At 64.1% G+C, this 14369-nt stretch carries 17 protein-coding genes; 9 read left to right on the top strand and 8 right to left on the bottom strand.

Features of this window, described 5'->3' with window-relative positions:
* The first annotated feature begins 79 nt into the window (after positions 1 to 79).
* Positions 80 to 1273, top strand: coding sequence for a succinyl-diaminopimelate desuccinylase (dapE, locus tag ACZ89F_RS31220; protein ID WP_476096018.1), 1194 nt, complete (start codon positions 80 to 82; stop codon positions 1271 to 1273).
* A 5-nt stretch (positions 1274 to 1278) separates the two neighbouring features.
* Positions 1279 to 1911, top strand: a complete 633-nt coding sequence (locus ACZ89F_RS31215; RefSeq protein ID WP_476096017.1) for a transporter — start codon at positions 1279 to 1281, stop codon at positions 1909 to 1911.
* A gap of 39 nt (positions 1912 to 1950) precedes the next feature.
* Here the strand turns inward: ACZ89F_RS31215 and truA are convergent, their stop codons facing one another.
* The 4 genes from truA to def are packed head-to-tail and all read right to left on the bottom strand — an operon-like array spanning position 1951 to position 4722.
* Positions 1951 to 2715, bottom strand: coding sequence for a tRNA pseudouridine(38-40) synthase TruA (gene truA, locus ACZ89F_RS31210; RefSeq protein WP_476096016.1), 765 nt, complete (start codon positions 2713 to 2715; stop codon positions 1951 to 1953).
* A gap of 11 nt (positions 2716 to 2726) precedes the next feature.
* Positions 2727 to 3236 carry a GNAT family N-acetyltransferase gene (locus ACZ89F_RS31205; RefSeq protein ID WP_476096015.1) on the bottom strand — a complete coding sequence of 170 codons (510 nt, stop codon included), beginning with the start codon at positions 3234 to 3236 and terminating at the stop codon, positions 2727 to 2729.
* A complete protein-coding gene (fmt, locus tag ACZ89F_RS31200) occupies positions 3233 to 4186 on the bottom strand; it encodes a methionyl-tRNA formyltransferase (protein WP_476096014.1) in 954 nt (317 codons plus the stop codon). Before fmt ends, ACZ89F_RS31205 begins: the two co-directional genes overlap by 4 nt.
* 5 nt (positions 4187 to 4191) lie before the next feature.
* The gene (gene def / locus ACZ89F_RS31195; protein ID WP_126067163.1) at positions 4192 to 4722 is read right to left on the bottom strand and encodes a peptide deformylase; all 531 of its coding nucleotides are present in this window, start codon (positions 4720 to 4722) and stop codon (positions 4192 to 4194) included.
* A gap of 103 nt (positions 4723 to 4825) precedes the next feature.
* Here def and ACZ89F_RS31190 point away from each other — a divergent pair, with 103 nt between their 5' ends.
* Positions 4826 to 6097, top strand: coding sequence for a DNA recombination protein RmuC (locus tag ACZ89F_RS31190; protein ID WP_476096013.1), 1272 nt, complete (start codon positions 4826 to 4828; stop codon positions 6095 to 6097).
* A 6-nt stretch (positions 6098 to 6103) separates the two neighbouring features.
* Here the strand turns inward: ACZ89F_RS31190 and ACZ89F_RS31185 are convergent, their stop codons facing one another.
* The 3 genes from ACZ89F_RS31185 to ACZ89F_RS31175 all read right to left on the bottom strand — a co-directional run bounded on the left by ACZ89F_RS31185 (position 6104) and on the right by ACZ89F_RS31175 (position 8490).
* Complete coding sequence (locus ACZ89F_RS31185; protein ID WP_476096012.1) at positions 6104 to 6508, bottom strand: GFA family protein; 405 nt, start codon at positions 6506 to 6508, stop codon at positions 6104 to 6106.
* Positions 6509 to 6575: 67 nt separating this feature from the next.
* Positions 6576 to 7541, bottom strand: coding sequence for a cation diffusion facilitator family transporter (locus ACZ89F_RS31180; RefSeq protein ID WP_476096011.1), 966 nt, complete (start codon positions 7539 to 7541; stop codon positions 6576 to 6578).
* Between the two features lie 139 nt (positions 7542 to 7680).
* Entirely contained in the window at positions 7681 to 8490 is an 810-nt protein-coding gene (locus ACZ89F_RS31175) for a transglutaminase-like domain-containing protein (protein WP_476096010.1), read from the bottom strand.
* A gap of 211 nt (positions 8491 to 8701) precedes the next feature.
* Here ACZ89F_RS31175 and ACZ89F_RS31170 point away from each other — a divergent pair, with 211 nt between their 5' ends.
* Together ACZ89F_RS31170 and sugE are read left to right on the top strand one after the other, a co-directional pair.
* Complete coding sequence (locus ACZ89F_RS31170) at positions 8702 to 8827, top strand: hypothetical protein (RefSeq protein WP_013528464.1); 126 nt, start codon at positions 8702 to 8704, stop codon at positions 8825 to 8827.
* 208 nt (positions 8828 to 9035) lie between these two features.
* The gene (gene sugE / locus ACZ89F_RS31165; RefSeq protein WP_013528463.1) at positions 9036 to 9350 is read left to right on the top strand and encodes a quaternary ammonium compound efflux SMR transporter SugE; all 315 of its coding nucleotides are present in this window, start codon (positions 9036 to 9038) and stop codon (positions 9348 to 9350) included.
* Between the two features lie 80 nt (positions 9351 to 9430).
* Here sugE and ACZ89F_RS31160 read toward each other — a convergent pair whose 3' ends face one another.
* Entirely contained in the window at positions 9431 to 9859 is a 429-nt protein-coding gene (locus ACZ89F_RS31160; RefSeq protein WP_109667244.1) for a DUF6481 family protein, read from the bottom strand.
* 220 nt (positions 9860 to 10079) lie between these two features.
* Here ACZ89F_RS31160 and ACZ89F_RS31155 point away from each other — a divergent pair, with 220 nt between their 5' ends.
* The 4 genes from ACZ89F_RS31155 (at position 10080) to ACZ89F_RS31140 (ending at position 14366) form a co-directional block, all read left to right on the top strand.
* Complete coding sequence (locus tag ACZ89F_RS31155; protein WP_476096009.1) at positions 10080 to 11141, top strand: LLM class flavin-dependent oxidoreductase; 1062 nt, start codon at positions 10080 to 10082, stop codon at positions 11139 to 11141.
* A 114-nt stretch (positions 11142 to 11255) separates the two neighbouring features.
* A complete protein-coding gene (locus ACZ89F_RS31150) occupies positions 11256 to 12416 on the top strand; it encodes an AI-2E family transporter (RefSeq protein WP_476096008.1) in 1161 nt (386 codons plus the stop codon).
* Between the two features lie 68 nt (positions 12417 to 12484).
* The gene (locus ACZ89F_RS31145) at positions 12485 to 13486 is read left to right on the top strand and encodes an LLM class flavin-dependent oxidoreductase (protein WP_476096007.1); all 1002 of its coding nucleotides are present in this window, start codon (positions 12485 to 12487) and stop codon (positions 13484 to 13486) included.
* 85 nt (positions 13487 to 13571) lie between these two features.
* Positions 13572 to 14366 carry an inositol monophosphatase family protein gene (locus ACZ89F_RS31140; RefSeq protein ID WP_476096006.1) on the top strand — a complete coding sequence of 265 codons (795 nt, stop codon included), beginning with the start codon at positions 13572 to 13574 and terminating at the stop codon, positions 14364 to 14366.
* Positions 14367 to 14369 lie beyond the last annotated feature (3 nt).

Below are 14369 nucleotides of genomic sequence, written 5' to 3'. Positions count from 1 at the left end.
TCGGCGGTATCGCCAGCCATGACGCTGGCCCCTATGTCTGGCCGTGACAGGCCCTGCGCTTTCGACTATCGCTTTTGCCATGACGCTGCCGACCGATCCCGCCGAAAACCTTGCCGCCCTTATCCGTTGTGCTTCGGTGACGCCCACTGAGGGCGGTGCGCTGACCGCGCTGGAGACGATGCTGAAACCGCTCGGCTTCCTGGTCGATCGGCCGGTGTTTTCCGAAGACGGCACGCCCGACATCGAAAACCTCTATGCGAGGCGCTCCGGCAACGGCCCGCATCTGATGTTCGCCGGCCACACCGATGTGGTGCCGGTCGGTGATGAAGCCGCCTGGACGCATCCGCCCTTCGCCGCCGAGATCGCCAATGGCGAGATGTATGGCCGCGGCGCGGTCGACATGAAGGGCGGCATCGCCTGTTTCATCGCCGCCGTGGCGCGCCATGTCGAGCAGAATGGTGGTCCGAAAGGGTCGGTCTCGCTGCTGATCACCGGCGACGAGGAAGGTCCGGCCATCAACGGCACCGTCAAGCTGCTCGAATGGGCGGCTTCCAGGGGCGAGAAATGGGATGCCTCTATCGTCGGCGAGCCGACCAACCCGGACGCGCTCGGCGACATGATCAAGATCGGCCGCCGCGGCTCGATGTCTGGCGCCGTCACCGTCAATGGCCGCCAGGGCCATGTCGCCTACCCGCAGCTTGCCGACAATCCGGTGCGCGGGCTGATGAGCCTGGTCGACGCCTTGCTGCATCCCGTCTTCGACAAGGGAACCAGGGATTTCCAGCCGACCAATTTGGAGATCACCTCCATCGATGTCGGCAACCCGGCCACCAATGTCATTCCGGCCAAGGCGCTAGCTACCTTCAACATCCGTTTCAACGACACCTGGACTGATGAGACCCTGCAGGCCGAGATCCACAACCGGCTCGACCAGGCAGCCAGGCGCAAGAAGTACCGGGCCGGCAAGAAGACGCCGGTCGACTATGAGCTCGTCTGGCGCGACCGGCCAAGCCATGTTTTCCTGACCCGCGACGACAAACTGATCGAAACGCTTCGCGGCTCGATCAAGTCGGCGGTCGGCAAGGAGCCGACGCTGTCGACCTCCGGTGGTACGTCCGACGCACGTTTCATCAAGGACTATTGCCCGGTGGTCGAGTTCGGGCTGGTCGGCAAGACCATGCACATGGTCGACGAGCGCGTCGCCATTGCCGATCTCGAAACGCTGACGCAAATCTACCAGCGCTTCATCGAAGACTGGTTCGGACAGGGCTGAGCAGCATGCTTTCGGCGGACGAAACCCAAGCTTCGCTGACGGGCGCCTGGCGATTGATGCTCGGCAAGGCCGATGGATTGCGCCTGCTCGACCTGTCGGCGGACGGCTTCTGGAATTCCTTCTTCGCCATTGTCGTTGCCGCACCGGCGCTGATCGTCGGCTGGGTCGGCATCGCCAACGAGATCGGCGATCCCGATGCCTTCGCGGGTCGCTTCAGCATGCTGGTGCGCCTGGCGACGGTCGATATCGGCTCCTGGGTGTTGCCGCTGATCGCGCTCGCCCTGATCGCGCCGCGCGCCGGCATAGGCGGCCGCTTAGTCCACTACGTCGTCGCCAGCAACTGGGCCTCGGCCATCACCGCCTGGCTGATGCTGCCCTCGGCGCTGATCCGGCTTTTCCTGTCGTCAGCAAGCCAGATTTCAAGCCTTGTGTCGCTGCTGTTGTTTGCCCTGTCGATGGTGCTGACCTGGCGCATGACCAACGCCACCATCGGCAAGGGCGCAGCCGTCGGCACCGCCGTTTTCGTCGGCATGTTCATCGCTTCGCTGTTGGTGCTGTTCGGCCTGCAGACGTTGCTCGGTATCACCGTGCCGGATGATGTCGGGGCTCAGAGCCTTTCCGGGTTCGTCTCCGGGTAGAGCCTTCCGGCCTCTACCCCGGGATAGAGCCTTCCGCCTCTATCCTGGATAGTCGACCCCAGGATAATCGACGCCGATGAGAAACAGACCGTCGGGCGGCGCCACCTGGCCGCAGGCGGCGCGGTCGTGCGCCTCGAGCGCCGCTTTCAGGTCGGCCTCGGTCCAGCCGCCGTCGCCGACGCGCTTGAGCGAACCGACCATCGACCGCACCTGGTTGTGCAGGAAGGAGCGCGCCGAGGCCCTTACCTCGATCAGGTCGCCTTGCCTCGTCACATCGAGCCGCTCCAGCGTCCTGACCGGGCTGTTGGCCTGGCATTGGGTCGAACGGAAGGTGGTGAAGTCATGCCGCCCAAGCAAGACCTTCGCCGCCTCATGCATGGCGCCGGCGTCGAGCCGCTTCGGCACCCACCACACCTTGCCCTTGTCGAGCGCGGCCGGCGCCCGGCGGTTGAGGATGCGGTAGAGATAGTGGCGGCCAGTGGCCGAGAAGCGAGCGTCGAAACCGTCGGAGACGACCGACGCCTTCACGATGGCAATATGGGTGCCGGCGGCCTGCAGATGAGCATTGATGGCATCGCGCACCTTGTCGCCGGGCCACGCCTTGGCGAGGTCGACATGCGCCACCTGGGCGGTCGCATGCACGCCGGCATCGGTGCGGCCGGCGGCGCGCAGCCTCACCTCTTCGCCGCAGAATTTCTCGATCGCCTGTTCGATCGCCTGCTGCACCGAAGGCTGGTCCGCCTGGTGCTGCCAGCCGGCAAACAGGCTGCCGTCATATTCGATGTCGAGGCGAAAACGCGGCAATTTGCACTCGCCTAGGCGGCGAGTGCTGAGCCGAAGGCCGAGGCGTAGACCAGCCTGCCGGCTTCCGGGGCGTCGCCCCAGGCCAGTGCCTGCAATGCCTCGCCCTGATACTCGCTCTCGAATTTTTCGGCGCGGGCGTGGCTGTAGCCGAAACGGCTGTAATAGGCCGGATCGCCCAGCACCACGGCCAGCGTCTCTCCGCCGTCCCTGAGGCGGATATGCGCCTCGCGGATCAGCGCGCCGCCAATGCCGCTGCCATGGAACGAAGGCTCCACCGCCAGCGGCGCGAGCGCCACGGCCGCAAAATTCTTGCCGCCATTCTGGACGAACAGCCGGGAAAACAGGATGTGGCCGACCACCTGGCCGTCTTCTTCCGCCACCAGTTCGGCAACGGCGTCGCCGCCCGTCACCAGCGCGTCGACCAGTCCGGCCTCCGCCTGCTGGCCGAAAGCGTGTTCCTCGACGAGGCGAATGGCCTCGCGATCCCGCGGCGTCGCCGCGCGTATCGACATCATGCTCATGAGAATTTCATTCCTTTTTCGATCTTGGCCCCGCGCAGGAATTCCGACGCGGCAGCGGGCCTTCCGCCCGCCCGTTGAACTTCGACCAGTCTGATCGCGCCTGCCCCGCAGGCGACCGTCAGCCGGTCATCGAGAATTCCTCCCGACTCGCCCAAATCTTCCGAAAGCGACAGGCCTTCGGACAGCGTCGAGCGAAGCAGTTTCAGCCGCTCCGGGCGGCCGCCAATTCCTATCTCGGACCAGGCGCCGGGAAAGGGCGACAGGCCACGAATGGTATTGTGGACCTCGCTCGCCGAGCGAGTCCAGTCCACGCGCGTCTCGGATTTATCGATTTTCTTGGCATAGGTCACCCCTTCCACCGCCTGGGCGGCAAATGTCAGGGTTTTCCTTTCCAGCCGCGTCAGCGCTTCCACCATCAGGATTGCACCGACACTCATCAACCGATCATGCAGATCGCCGGCAGTCATATCGGGTTCGATGGCGCATTTTTCAACCATTCCGACCGGGCCGGTGTCCAGACCCTCTTCCATGCGCATCACCATCATGCCGCTTTCCAGGTCGCCGGCCATGATGGCGCGTTGGATGGGTGCGGCGCCACGCCAGCGCGGCAGCAGCGATGCATGGCCGTTGATGCAGCCAAGCCGGGTTGCCTCGAGAACCGCTTTCGGCAGCAGCAAACCATAGGCGACGACCACGGCGACATCGGCCTGCAAGGCACGGAAAGCCGCCTGCTCGGCCTCGCCCTTGAGCGAAGTCGGTGTCCGCGCCTCGATGCCCAGCCGTTCCGCCTCGCGCTGCACCGGTGACGGTGTCAGCTCCAGCCCCCGCCGTCCGGCGGCGCGCGGCGGCTGGGTGTACACGGCTGATATCTCATGTCCCGCTTCGGCAATCGCGCGCAGCGTCGGCACCGAAAACTCAGGCGTGCCCATGAAGATGACGCGAAGGGGCATTTCCCCTATCCCGCCAGTTTGCCCGGCGCCTTGTCCCTGGCGAGCTTCTTGAATTTCTTCACCACCATGTCGCGCTTCAGCTTCGAGATGTGGTCGATGAACAAGACGCCGTTGAGGTGGTCGATCTCGTGCTGCAGGCAGGTTGCCATCAGGCCCTCGGCCTCCATCTCCTGCAATTTGCCGTCGCGGTCGAGATACTTGACCCGCACGGAGGCCGGACGTTCGACCTCGGCGTAATAGTCCGGGATCGACAGGCAGCCTTCCTCGTAGACGGAGCGCGCGTCGGCGCTCTCCAGGATTTCCGGGTTGATGAAGACCTGCGGCGCCGGCGTCTCGTCTTCCTTGGCCAGATCGATCACCAGCATGCGCAGCGGCTCGCCGATCTGGATTGCCGCCAGGCCGATGCCAGGTGCGTCATACATCGTCGCCAGCATATCGTCGGCTAATTTGCGCAAGGGCGCATCGACGCGTTCCACCGGCTTGGAAACCTGGCGCAGGATGGGGTCGGGAAGGATGATGAGCGGCTTGATCGGCATGGCGTTCCACCTAAGACCTCCAGCGAAAAGCGTCAACCGGTGGGCTTAAGGCTCGTTCACGTTTTGATCTGTGCCAGACTGCCGAATCGGCTATGCTGTCCACATGAATGATCTGAGCACTATCCTTTCGGAGCCCGTCGCCCGGCTTGGCGCCACCACGATCACGCTCGGCCATGCGCTGGCCTTCGGCGCGTTGCTGTTTCTTGGCCTGTTCGTGGCGCTCGTCATCGCGCTGTGGCGGTCGGCCAAGGCGCGCGCCGTGGCGGCAGCCGAGGCCGCCGATCATGCCCGCGACGGCGAGGCGCGGATGGCCGGCATTTTGCAAAGCCAGGCCGAGATGCAGGGCCGCATGGGCGCCATCGCCGAAGTGTTTGGCGCGCGCCAGGCGGAGCTGACGCAGTCGATCGGCCAGCGCCTCGACGCCATGACCGGCCGCCTTGGCCAGACCATGACCGAGCAGACGAAATCCACGCATGAGAGCCTGGCCAAATTGCAGGAACGGCTGGCGATCATCGATGTCGCGCAAGGCAACATCCAGTCGCTCGCCGGCCAGGTGGTGCAGCTGCAGGCGATCCTCTCCAACAAGCAGACGCGCGGCGCCTTCGGCCAGTCGCGCATGGAAGCGATCGTCGCCGACGGCCTGCCGCACGGCGCCTATGAATTCCAGGCGACATTGTCGAACGGCAGCCGGCCCGACTGCCTGGTGAAAATGCCGAACGGCGCGCCGTCGCTTGCCATCGACGCCAAATTTCCGCTGGAAGCCTGGAACGCCATTCGAGCCGCCGACGGCGCCGACCTGCAGAAGGTCGCCTCGCAGGCCTTCCGCCGCGACATCGAGATCCATGTCCGCGATATCTCGGAAAAATACCTGATCCAGGGCGAGACACAGGACACCGCCTTCATGTTCGTGCCGTCGGAATCGGTGTTCGCCGAGATCCACGAGAATTTCGAAGCGATCGTGCACAAGGCGCACCGCGCCCGCGTCGTCATCGTCTCGCCGTCGCTGCTGATGCTGTCGATCCAGGTCATCCAGGCGATCCTCAAGGACGCCCGCATGCGCGAACAGGCGCACCTGATCCAGGGCGAGGTCATCCGGCTGATGGAGGACGTCGCGCGTGTCGACGAGCGGGTGCGCAAGCTGCAGGTGCATTTCGGCCAGTCGGCCAAGGACATTGACGACATCCTGGTTTCGACGTCGAAGGTCACCAAGCGCGGCCAGAAGATCGAGGCGCTGGAGTTCGGCGCGCAGCCCGACGGCGATGCCGCCGCGGACGCCGCGTCACGGGCTCCGGCGGCGAAGGTCGATACGGGCGCGCGTGTTGCCGATTCGAAGACCGGACAGCTCAGGCTGAGGGTTGTCGAAGGCGACGATTAAGCCGCGCTACTGCTCCTCAATAGTCGTCATGCCTTGAAATTCCGGAAGCCAATGCAGCGCCGAGCGATGCCATTTCTGCTGTGTCGGTATCAAGTCCTGGCGTTGCCGCGCGGTCCCCACGCGAATTCCATAGACCTTTGGACCATCTCCAACCGACGTGGCGTAAAGGTGCGAACCGCAGTCGGCGCAAAAGGCCTGAGCGCGCTTGGCGCCGCTCGCCACGATCTTGATGTAGATTTTCGGTGTACCCTTGGTGATGCGGTAGTTGTTTTCGGGCGCCGGGACCGTCACGCGAAAAGCCGTGCCGGTCAGTTGCTGGCAGTCCGTGCAGTGGCAGATGTTCGTCTTTTCCGGATCGACTTCCGCCTCGTAGGTGATGGCGCCACAATGGCAGCCGCCGTCGATTTTCATCCTGGCTCCTCCCGAAATCCGTCCTGCAATCTTTACCGTAGCGGCGTCGCCAGGCAATGGCTGGCGGCTAGTCCAGGGCCTCTCCGGATGCCGCCTCGACCACCTTGCGTCGCTTTTCCCAGGTCCCGGTGGTCTGCGGCTTGACGAAGAGCCGGGTGATCTCCGGCATCTCCTTTTTCAGCTTCGCCTCCAGGCGCTCCACACAGGCTTCGATCTCCGGCGCCGTCAGATGATCCTCGAACTCGATGCTCAGGCCGGCGACGATCTCTGTTGGCCCCATATGGACGGTCAGGACGCCGTTCGCCCGCTGCACAGCCGGATCCTGCTGGGCGATCGCCAGCATTTGTCTCTGCACCTCGAGCGATGCCGGCTCGCCGATCAGAAGGCCTTTGCTTTCGCGCGCCAGGAAGATCGCCGTCGCGCCAAGGATCAGTCCAATGCCGATCGAGGCGGCGCCGTCGAGTTCCGGCATTTCCAGCAGTTCCGCCGCCAGGATGCCGGCGAAAGCGACGATCAGGCCGAGAAGGGCCGCACTATCCTCGAACAGCACGGTGTAGACGCTCGGATCCTTGCTCGATTGCACGGCCTGCAGCCAGCCCTCCTTGCCCTTCTGCTTGCGAAACTCCTGCAGCGCCACCCACCACGAACTGCCTTCGAACAGGAAGGAAAGACCCAGGACGATGTAGGTCACCTCAGCGTTGACGACCGGCTCCGGCGCCATGATATGGACCACGCCTTCGTAGAACGACACGCCCGCGCCCAGCGCGAAGACGAGGAGTGCGACGATGAAGCTCCAGAAATACAGCTCGCGGGCGTGCCCGAGCGGATGCGAGCTGTCGGCCGGGCGGGCGGCGCGGTGCATGCCGTAGAGCAGAAGGCCGCCATTGCCGGTATCGACCAGCGAGTGCACGCCTTCCGACAGCATTGCCGAGCTGCCGGTGAAGAAGGCGGCGCCGAACTTGGTCAGCGCGATGGCGAGATTGCCAGCGAGTGCGGCGTAGATGACTTTCTTTGAGCCGCCGTGCCCGGCCATCGTATAGTCCCCGTTCCAGGCACCCAGTCTAACGGCAAGACCGCCGAAGCTCTACAGGCAACGCGCGAGTAGCCCGATCGTTCAAGACGGCGGTTGCCAAAGAGGTCGCTGGCCAAAGACCGGCGGCAGGAGCCGGCGATTATTCGACGATCTCTTCAGTCCACACCTTGAAGCCGGCGAGCGTGCCCGGCCCGAAAATATGGGTCAACGGCACGTCGGCGGCGTCGCGGCCGGAGGCGATCAGGACGCGGCCGATGCGCGGCGCATTGTTGCGCGGGTCGAAGACATGCCAGCGGCCGCCGAGATAGACTTCCATCCAGGCGCAGAAATCCATGCTCGCCCACGGCTTCGGCATGCCGATGTCGCTGATGTAGCCGGTGCAGTACCGCGTCGGTATGTTGAGTGCCCGGCAGAAGGTGACGGCGAGATGCGCGTAGTCGCGGCACACGCCACTCTGTTCCCGATAGGCTTCCGCAGCGGTGCGCGTTGGCCGCGCATTGCCGTAGTTGAAGACGATATGGTTGTGGACGAAGTCGCAGACCGCCTGCACGCGTGGAATACCAAGCGGCGTGTTGCCGAACAGCCGCCACGCCTCACCAGCCAGAAGGTCGCTCTCGCAAAAACGGCTGGGCAGCAGGAACAGCAGCGTGTCCGCCGGCAGGTCGCGCACTTCGTGCTGCCAGGCCATCAGGTCGCCCATCTCGAAGGTGCCGGGATCGCGGATCACTGAGTCGGTGCCGAAGGTGAAACGCCCGGGCGGCGCGACGAACCGGTTGCACCAGTTGCCGAAGCTGTCACGATAGCTTTCGATCGGCACTGGCGGGTTGGAGATCAGGAAATCCGGCCGCTCAAGATCGGAGGCACGCGAATAGTGGACATTCAGCATCGCGATGAGCGGCGTTTCCTGAGGAAAGTCGAAGCTCATCTCGCAGCCGATGTGGATTCGCATTGTCGTCCTGACGGCCTGCCTGACGATCACCCGGCGAAGGCACGGGTTGATGCTGCAGTGCGAAGACAACCATGGCACGGACCGCCACGGTTTACGAGCAAATTAGAAACCGGTTGAAAGCGATCCGCTGACGGCCGCAGCGGCCGCTAACCCCTTGCGGTCGGGCGGTTCTCTTGTTTCACTTCGCTTCCCACATCAGGAGGAACGAATCATGGCTAAAGGTGCGATGAAGGCAGGCAAGGAAGCCCGCAAGCCGAAGAAGGATGCCAAGAAGCCAGCCCCGGCTCCGGCCCTGAAGGCCCCCCCGGTCAAGGCGATGAAGCTCAAGGACAAGTAAGTCCGGCCCATCCGCTTCGGAATAAGATTACGACCGGCGACACTGTTGCCGGTCGCTGTTGATCGAGCGCCCGAAATTTCTATATTGGCGTGGCGGGGACGACCTCGCGCTTCCCCAAAAATCCGGACGGGACGACCCGCCATTGTTTGACTGAGCGTCGGACTGCGAAAATCCTTTTTCGGTCCGATGCTCTGATGGAGCGTTGTCGATGTCGTGGATTCTTCTCTTTTTTGCCGGTCTGTTCGAGATCGGCTGGGCAATCGGCCTCAAATACACCGACGGCTTCTCGAAACTGGTGCCGACCGTACTGACCGTTGCCTCTATGGTCGTCAGCCTCACTCTGCTCGGCCTGGCGCTGAAGGCGCTGCCGGTCGGTACCGCCTATGCGGTGTGGACCGGCATCGGCACCGTCGGTACGGCACTGCTCGGCATCTGGCTGCTCGGCGAGCCAGCCACCGCGATCAGGCTGGCCTGCATCGCGCTCATCGTGTGCGGCATCATGGGGCTGAAGTTCGCCGCCTGAGCATAGCGGCGGACAAACACCTTCAGGGCCGCTGTGAGGCGACCCTGATTCTCGAAGCAGATTGCTTCGTAGCCTGGAGGCTAGCGGGCGGAGAAGCCTGGAGGCGTCCTGCCGGTACGCTGCTTGCGCGCCGCATAACGCGCGTCGCGCTTGGCCTTGCGTTCGGCTTCGTCCGCCAGAAAACGGGCGATGCGCTCGTTCTCTTCGGACTCCCGAATCTTGGCCTCAGCCTGTGCAGCTTCCTCCGCGGCGATACGTGCCGCCTCGGCTGCTGCCTCGCGCTCGGCCTTCTCGACCGCTTCGCGTGCCAGCTTTTCCTGCTTCAGCCGGGCCTTCTCGGCCTCGCGGATTTCGCGGGCCTCGAGGATCGCCTTGCGTTCGGCTTGCCGCGCCAGCACTGCGGGATCATCCGCCGCCGGCTTTGCCTTGAAGCGCTCGAGGAGCGCCTTCTTTGCCTCGTTTGCGGCGTTGCGCCGCTCGAAAACGTCTTTTTCCCTGTAGATAGCCAAGTCCACTTCCCTGAAGTCAATTCGCGACGCTTACATACGCGCGAATACCGAGAGTTCAAGCGCCAAAACGGCATGGCAGCCATGAAATTGTTGGCTGTGGCAGCCGGGAGACGCCTTTTCGGCCGAAACCGACATGCACTGTTCACCGTCCGCCCCTCTGGCGAGGCGGCTGGCGGATGGCTACGTCTAGCCGGAAAACCCAACACCAGGATGACATCAAATGGAACTCGGTCTATACACCTTCGCCGACGTCAGCCCACAGCCGGGTCCTGGCGCCATCGACCCGCATGAGCGGCTGCGCAACCTGATCGAGGAGGTCGAACTGGCCGACCAGGTCGGCCTCGACGTCTTCGGCCTCGGCGAGCACCACCGGCCCGATTATGCCGCCTCGGCACCGGTCGTGGCCCTGGCCGCGGCCGCCGAGCGTTCGAAGCGCATCAAGCTGACCAGCGCGGTCACCGTTCTGTCCTCCGATGACCCGGTACGCGTCTTCCAGCAATTTGCCACGCTTGATCTCCTTTCTGGCGGCCGTGCCGAGATCATGGCCGGGCGCGGCTCGTTCATCGAATCCTTCCCGCTGTTCGGCTACAACCTCGAGGACTATGACGAGCTGTTCGCCGAAAAGCTCGACCTGCTGCTTGCCATCCGCGATAGCGTGAAGGTCACCTGGTCCGGCAATCTGCGCGCGCCGATCAACGATCGCGGCGTTTATCCCCGGCCCTTCCAGGACAGGCTGCCAGTCTGGATCGCCATAGGTGGGACGCCGCAATCCGCCGCCCGCGCCGGCGCGCTCGGCCTGCCGCTGGCGCTCGCCATCATCGGCGGCGAGCCGGCACGGTTCGCGCCGCTGTTCGACATCTACCGCGAGGCAGCCAAGCGCGCCGGCAGCGATCCGGCGGGCCTCGCCACCAGCATCAACGTGCACGGCTTCATCGCCGAGACGACCGAGCAGGCGGCCGACGACTTCTACGGCCCGCAGGCGGAAGTGATGAACCGTATCGGCCGCGAGCGCGGCTGGGGGCCGACATCGCGGGCGCATTTCGACCAGTCGCGTGGTCCGAACGGTGCCTTGTTCGTCGGCAGTCCCGAGCAGGTGGCCGAGAAGATCGTCGCCCAGCACAAGATCTTCGGCAATGATCGCTTCCTGCTGCAGATGGCGATCGGCACCATGCCGCATGCCAAGATCATGAAGGCGATCGAGCTCTACGGCACCAGGGTGGCGCCGATCGTGCGCAAGGAAACGGCCAAGGCCGCACCGGCACTGGCAGCGCCCGTCGCCTGAGCCAACGGCAAGGCCTACGGGCGCGGGCCTTGCCGGCTAACGGAACCTTGAAGCCACGCCAGCGTTTTCGGTCGACGGATTGCACCAATTGCGGTGCGCCGTTGAGGGACCGTGATGAGAGCCGACCCCGCCGCTTTGGGCGCAGGCGCTGCCGAGATCGAAGACGCGCGCGTGGCGGCTCGCGCCGACACGCACCTGATGCGTTCACTGCTCATCGGCATCTTCCTGTTCATGGCCGTCTACGCGCTCTACTTTGGCCGCGCCTTCTTCATGCCGGTCATCCTGGCTTTCCTGCTGGCTCTGACGCTGACGCCCATCGTTCGGCTCCTGCGCAAGCACGGCATCCCCGAAGTGATTTCAGCGACCCTTCTCGTGCTGTTGTCGATCTGCATCTTTGCCAGCGCCGGCTACCTGCTCAGCGGCCCGATCATCGACCTCATCAACAACACCTCGTCGATCGGCCAGCAGCTCACCGAACGGCTGGCGCAATTGCGGCGGCCGTTCGAGAGGATCATGCAGATATCGCATCAGGTCGAACAGCTGACCCAGACGTCGCAGGAGTCGGGCATCCAGAAGGTGGCAGTGGCGCAGTCCGGCATGATGTCGGCGGCGGCCAGCAACATCCTGTCGGCGGGAACAAGCCTCACCATCATCTTCGTTTTGTCGCTGTTCCTGCTCGCGTCCGGCACGATGTTCTATGAAAAGATCATCCAGTCCTTCGCCCGTCTCAGCGAAAAGAAGCGGGCGCTGCGCGTCGTCTATGACGTGGAACGCGAAATCTCGCACTACCTGCTCACCGTCACCATCATCAATGCCGGTCTCGGCGCCGTCATCGGCCTTGGCCTGTGGGCACTCGGCATGCCCAATCCGCTGGTCTGGGGCGTCGCTGCCGCCCTGCTCAATTTCCTGCCCTATGTCGGCGCACTGATGACCATCGTGCTTGTCGCGGTGATGGCGCTGATCAGCTTCGACACGATCTCCTACGCGCTCTTGGCGCCGGCTTTCGTGCTGTTGTGCGACATCGTCGAAGGCCAGTTCGTCACACCGATGGTGGTTGGCCGGCGGCTCGAGATCAACGCCGTGGCGATCTTCATCGCCATCGCCTTCTGGTCATGGCTGTGGGGCTTCGTCGGTGCCCTGATGGCGGTGCCGCTGCTGGTCGTCATCAAGGTGTTCTGCGATCATTTCGACGGGCTCAGCCACGTCGGCAATTTTCTCGCCGCGCAGCAGACGACCGTCGTCGAGGTGGACGACATCGACGCCGTCAAAGGCTGATCAATATTTTTGAATTTGCGGCGTCGCCGGGCGCTTCCTACATGCGGTCCTGACACAGGATACCGTTCATGACCGACCTTTCCGTTCTCGACCTGTCGCCGATCATCGAAGGCAGCGATGCCTCGCAGTCGCTGGCCAACTCGCTTGATCTTGCCCGCCATGCCGAGCGGCTGGGCTACAAACGCTACTGGCTGGCCGAGCATCACAACATGCCGGGCATTGCCAGTGCGGCAACCGCTGTCGTCATCGCCCATGTCGCCGGTGGCACCAAGACCATTCGTGTCGGTGCCGGCGGCATCATGCTGCCGAACCATGCGCCGCTGGTCATTGCCGAGCAGTTCGGCACGCTGGCCGCCTTGCATCCGGGCCGCATCGATCTCGGCATCGGCCGCGCGCCCGGCACCGACATGGGCACCGCGCGGGCGCTGCGCCGTAATCTTGAAGCTGGCGTCGACAATTTCCCGCAGGATGTCGTCGAGCTGATGGGCTATTTCCAGCCGGCCGAGGAAGGCCAGCGCATCCGCGCCGTGCCCGGCGAAGGCCAGAACGTGCCGGTCTGGATCCTCGGCTCCAGCCTCTACGGCGCGCAGCTCGCCGCCATGCTCGGCCTGCCCTACGCCTTCGCCTCGCATTTCGCGCCGGCGGAGCTGGATCACGCGCTGGACGTCTACCGCTCGCGCTTCCAGCCGTCGGAGCAGCTCGACAAGCCGCATGTCATGCTCGGCCTCAACGTCTTTGCCGCGCCCACCGATGCGGAGGCTAGGCTGCTGTTCACCTCGTTGCAGCAGGCTTTCGTCAATCTGCGCACCGGCCGAGCCGGCCGGCTGCCGCCGCCTGTCGAGAACTATGACCGCGATCTCGATCCGATGGCAAAGACCATGCTCGACCAGGCATTGTCCTGCGCCGTCGTCGGCTCCCCGGAAACGGTCCGGCAAGGCATCGATGCCTTCGTGCGCCGCACCGGTGCCGACGAGCTGATGGTCACCGCGCAGATATCAGATCATGCGGCGCGGGTGCGGTCGTTCGAGATCCTGGCCGAGGCCCATAAATCGCTGTCGCAAGCGGCCTGACAGTCCTGATGCGAGATACTCTTGGCTTGGAAGGTGTGGTCCGCCTCTGCTAAGGCAGGGCACCCTTCCGCAATTGAGCGCCCCCGTGAACAATGACCATGACGCCCGCATGCAATTTGCCATCGATCTGGCGCGTCGGGCAGGCGAGCTCGGCCTGAAATATTTTCGCGATCTGGAAAACCTGACCATCGAGAGCAAGGGTCATCAGGACCTGGTCTCGGATGGTGACCGCGAGGTTGAGCTGTTCATCAGGGCGGCAATCGCCGCTGCTTATCCGCAAGACGGCATCGTCGGCGAGGAACATGCCTCGGTTGCCGGGCAGACAGGCTGTGTCTGGGTCATTGATCCCATCGACGGAACCGCCAACTTCGTGCGCGGCATTCCGGCTTGGTGCGTGGTGATCGCCTGCGCCAGGGACGGGGAGGCCGTGGTTGGCGTCATCCATGAGCCGTCGACCGGCGAGACGTTCCACGGCAGGCTCGGCGGCGGCGCCTTCGTCAACGGCCGGCCGATCAGGACCAGTGCGGCCACCAGCATCGAGGAAGGATCTGTCGGGACCGGATTTTCGAACCGCGCCGACACCGAAAATGTCGCCGTGCTGATCCGCCTGATCCTGGCCGACGGCGGCGTCTTCTTCCGCAATGCATCCGGCGCGCTGATGCTCGCCTATGTCGCTGCCGGCCGGCTGCTTGGTTACGTCGAAGAGCACATGAACGCCTGGGATTGCCTGGCCGGCATGCTTCTGGTCGAGGAAGCCGGCGGTACGGTCGTGAAACCCGATCCGAAGACGGTGCTGCAGGGCGGAACCCTGGTCATCACCGGCGGCAAGGGGGTCTTCCCGACACTGCACGCGCTTTGTTTGGAAGCGTTCAAGCTCTAGGAT

Source organism: Mesorhizobium sp. USDA 3734 (genome assembly GCF_056279665.1).
This window is presented reverse-complemented; position numbering and strand designations above follow the sequence as displayed.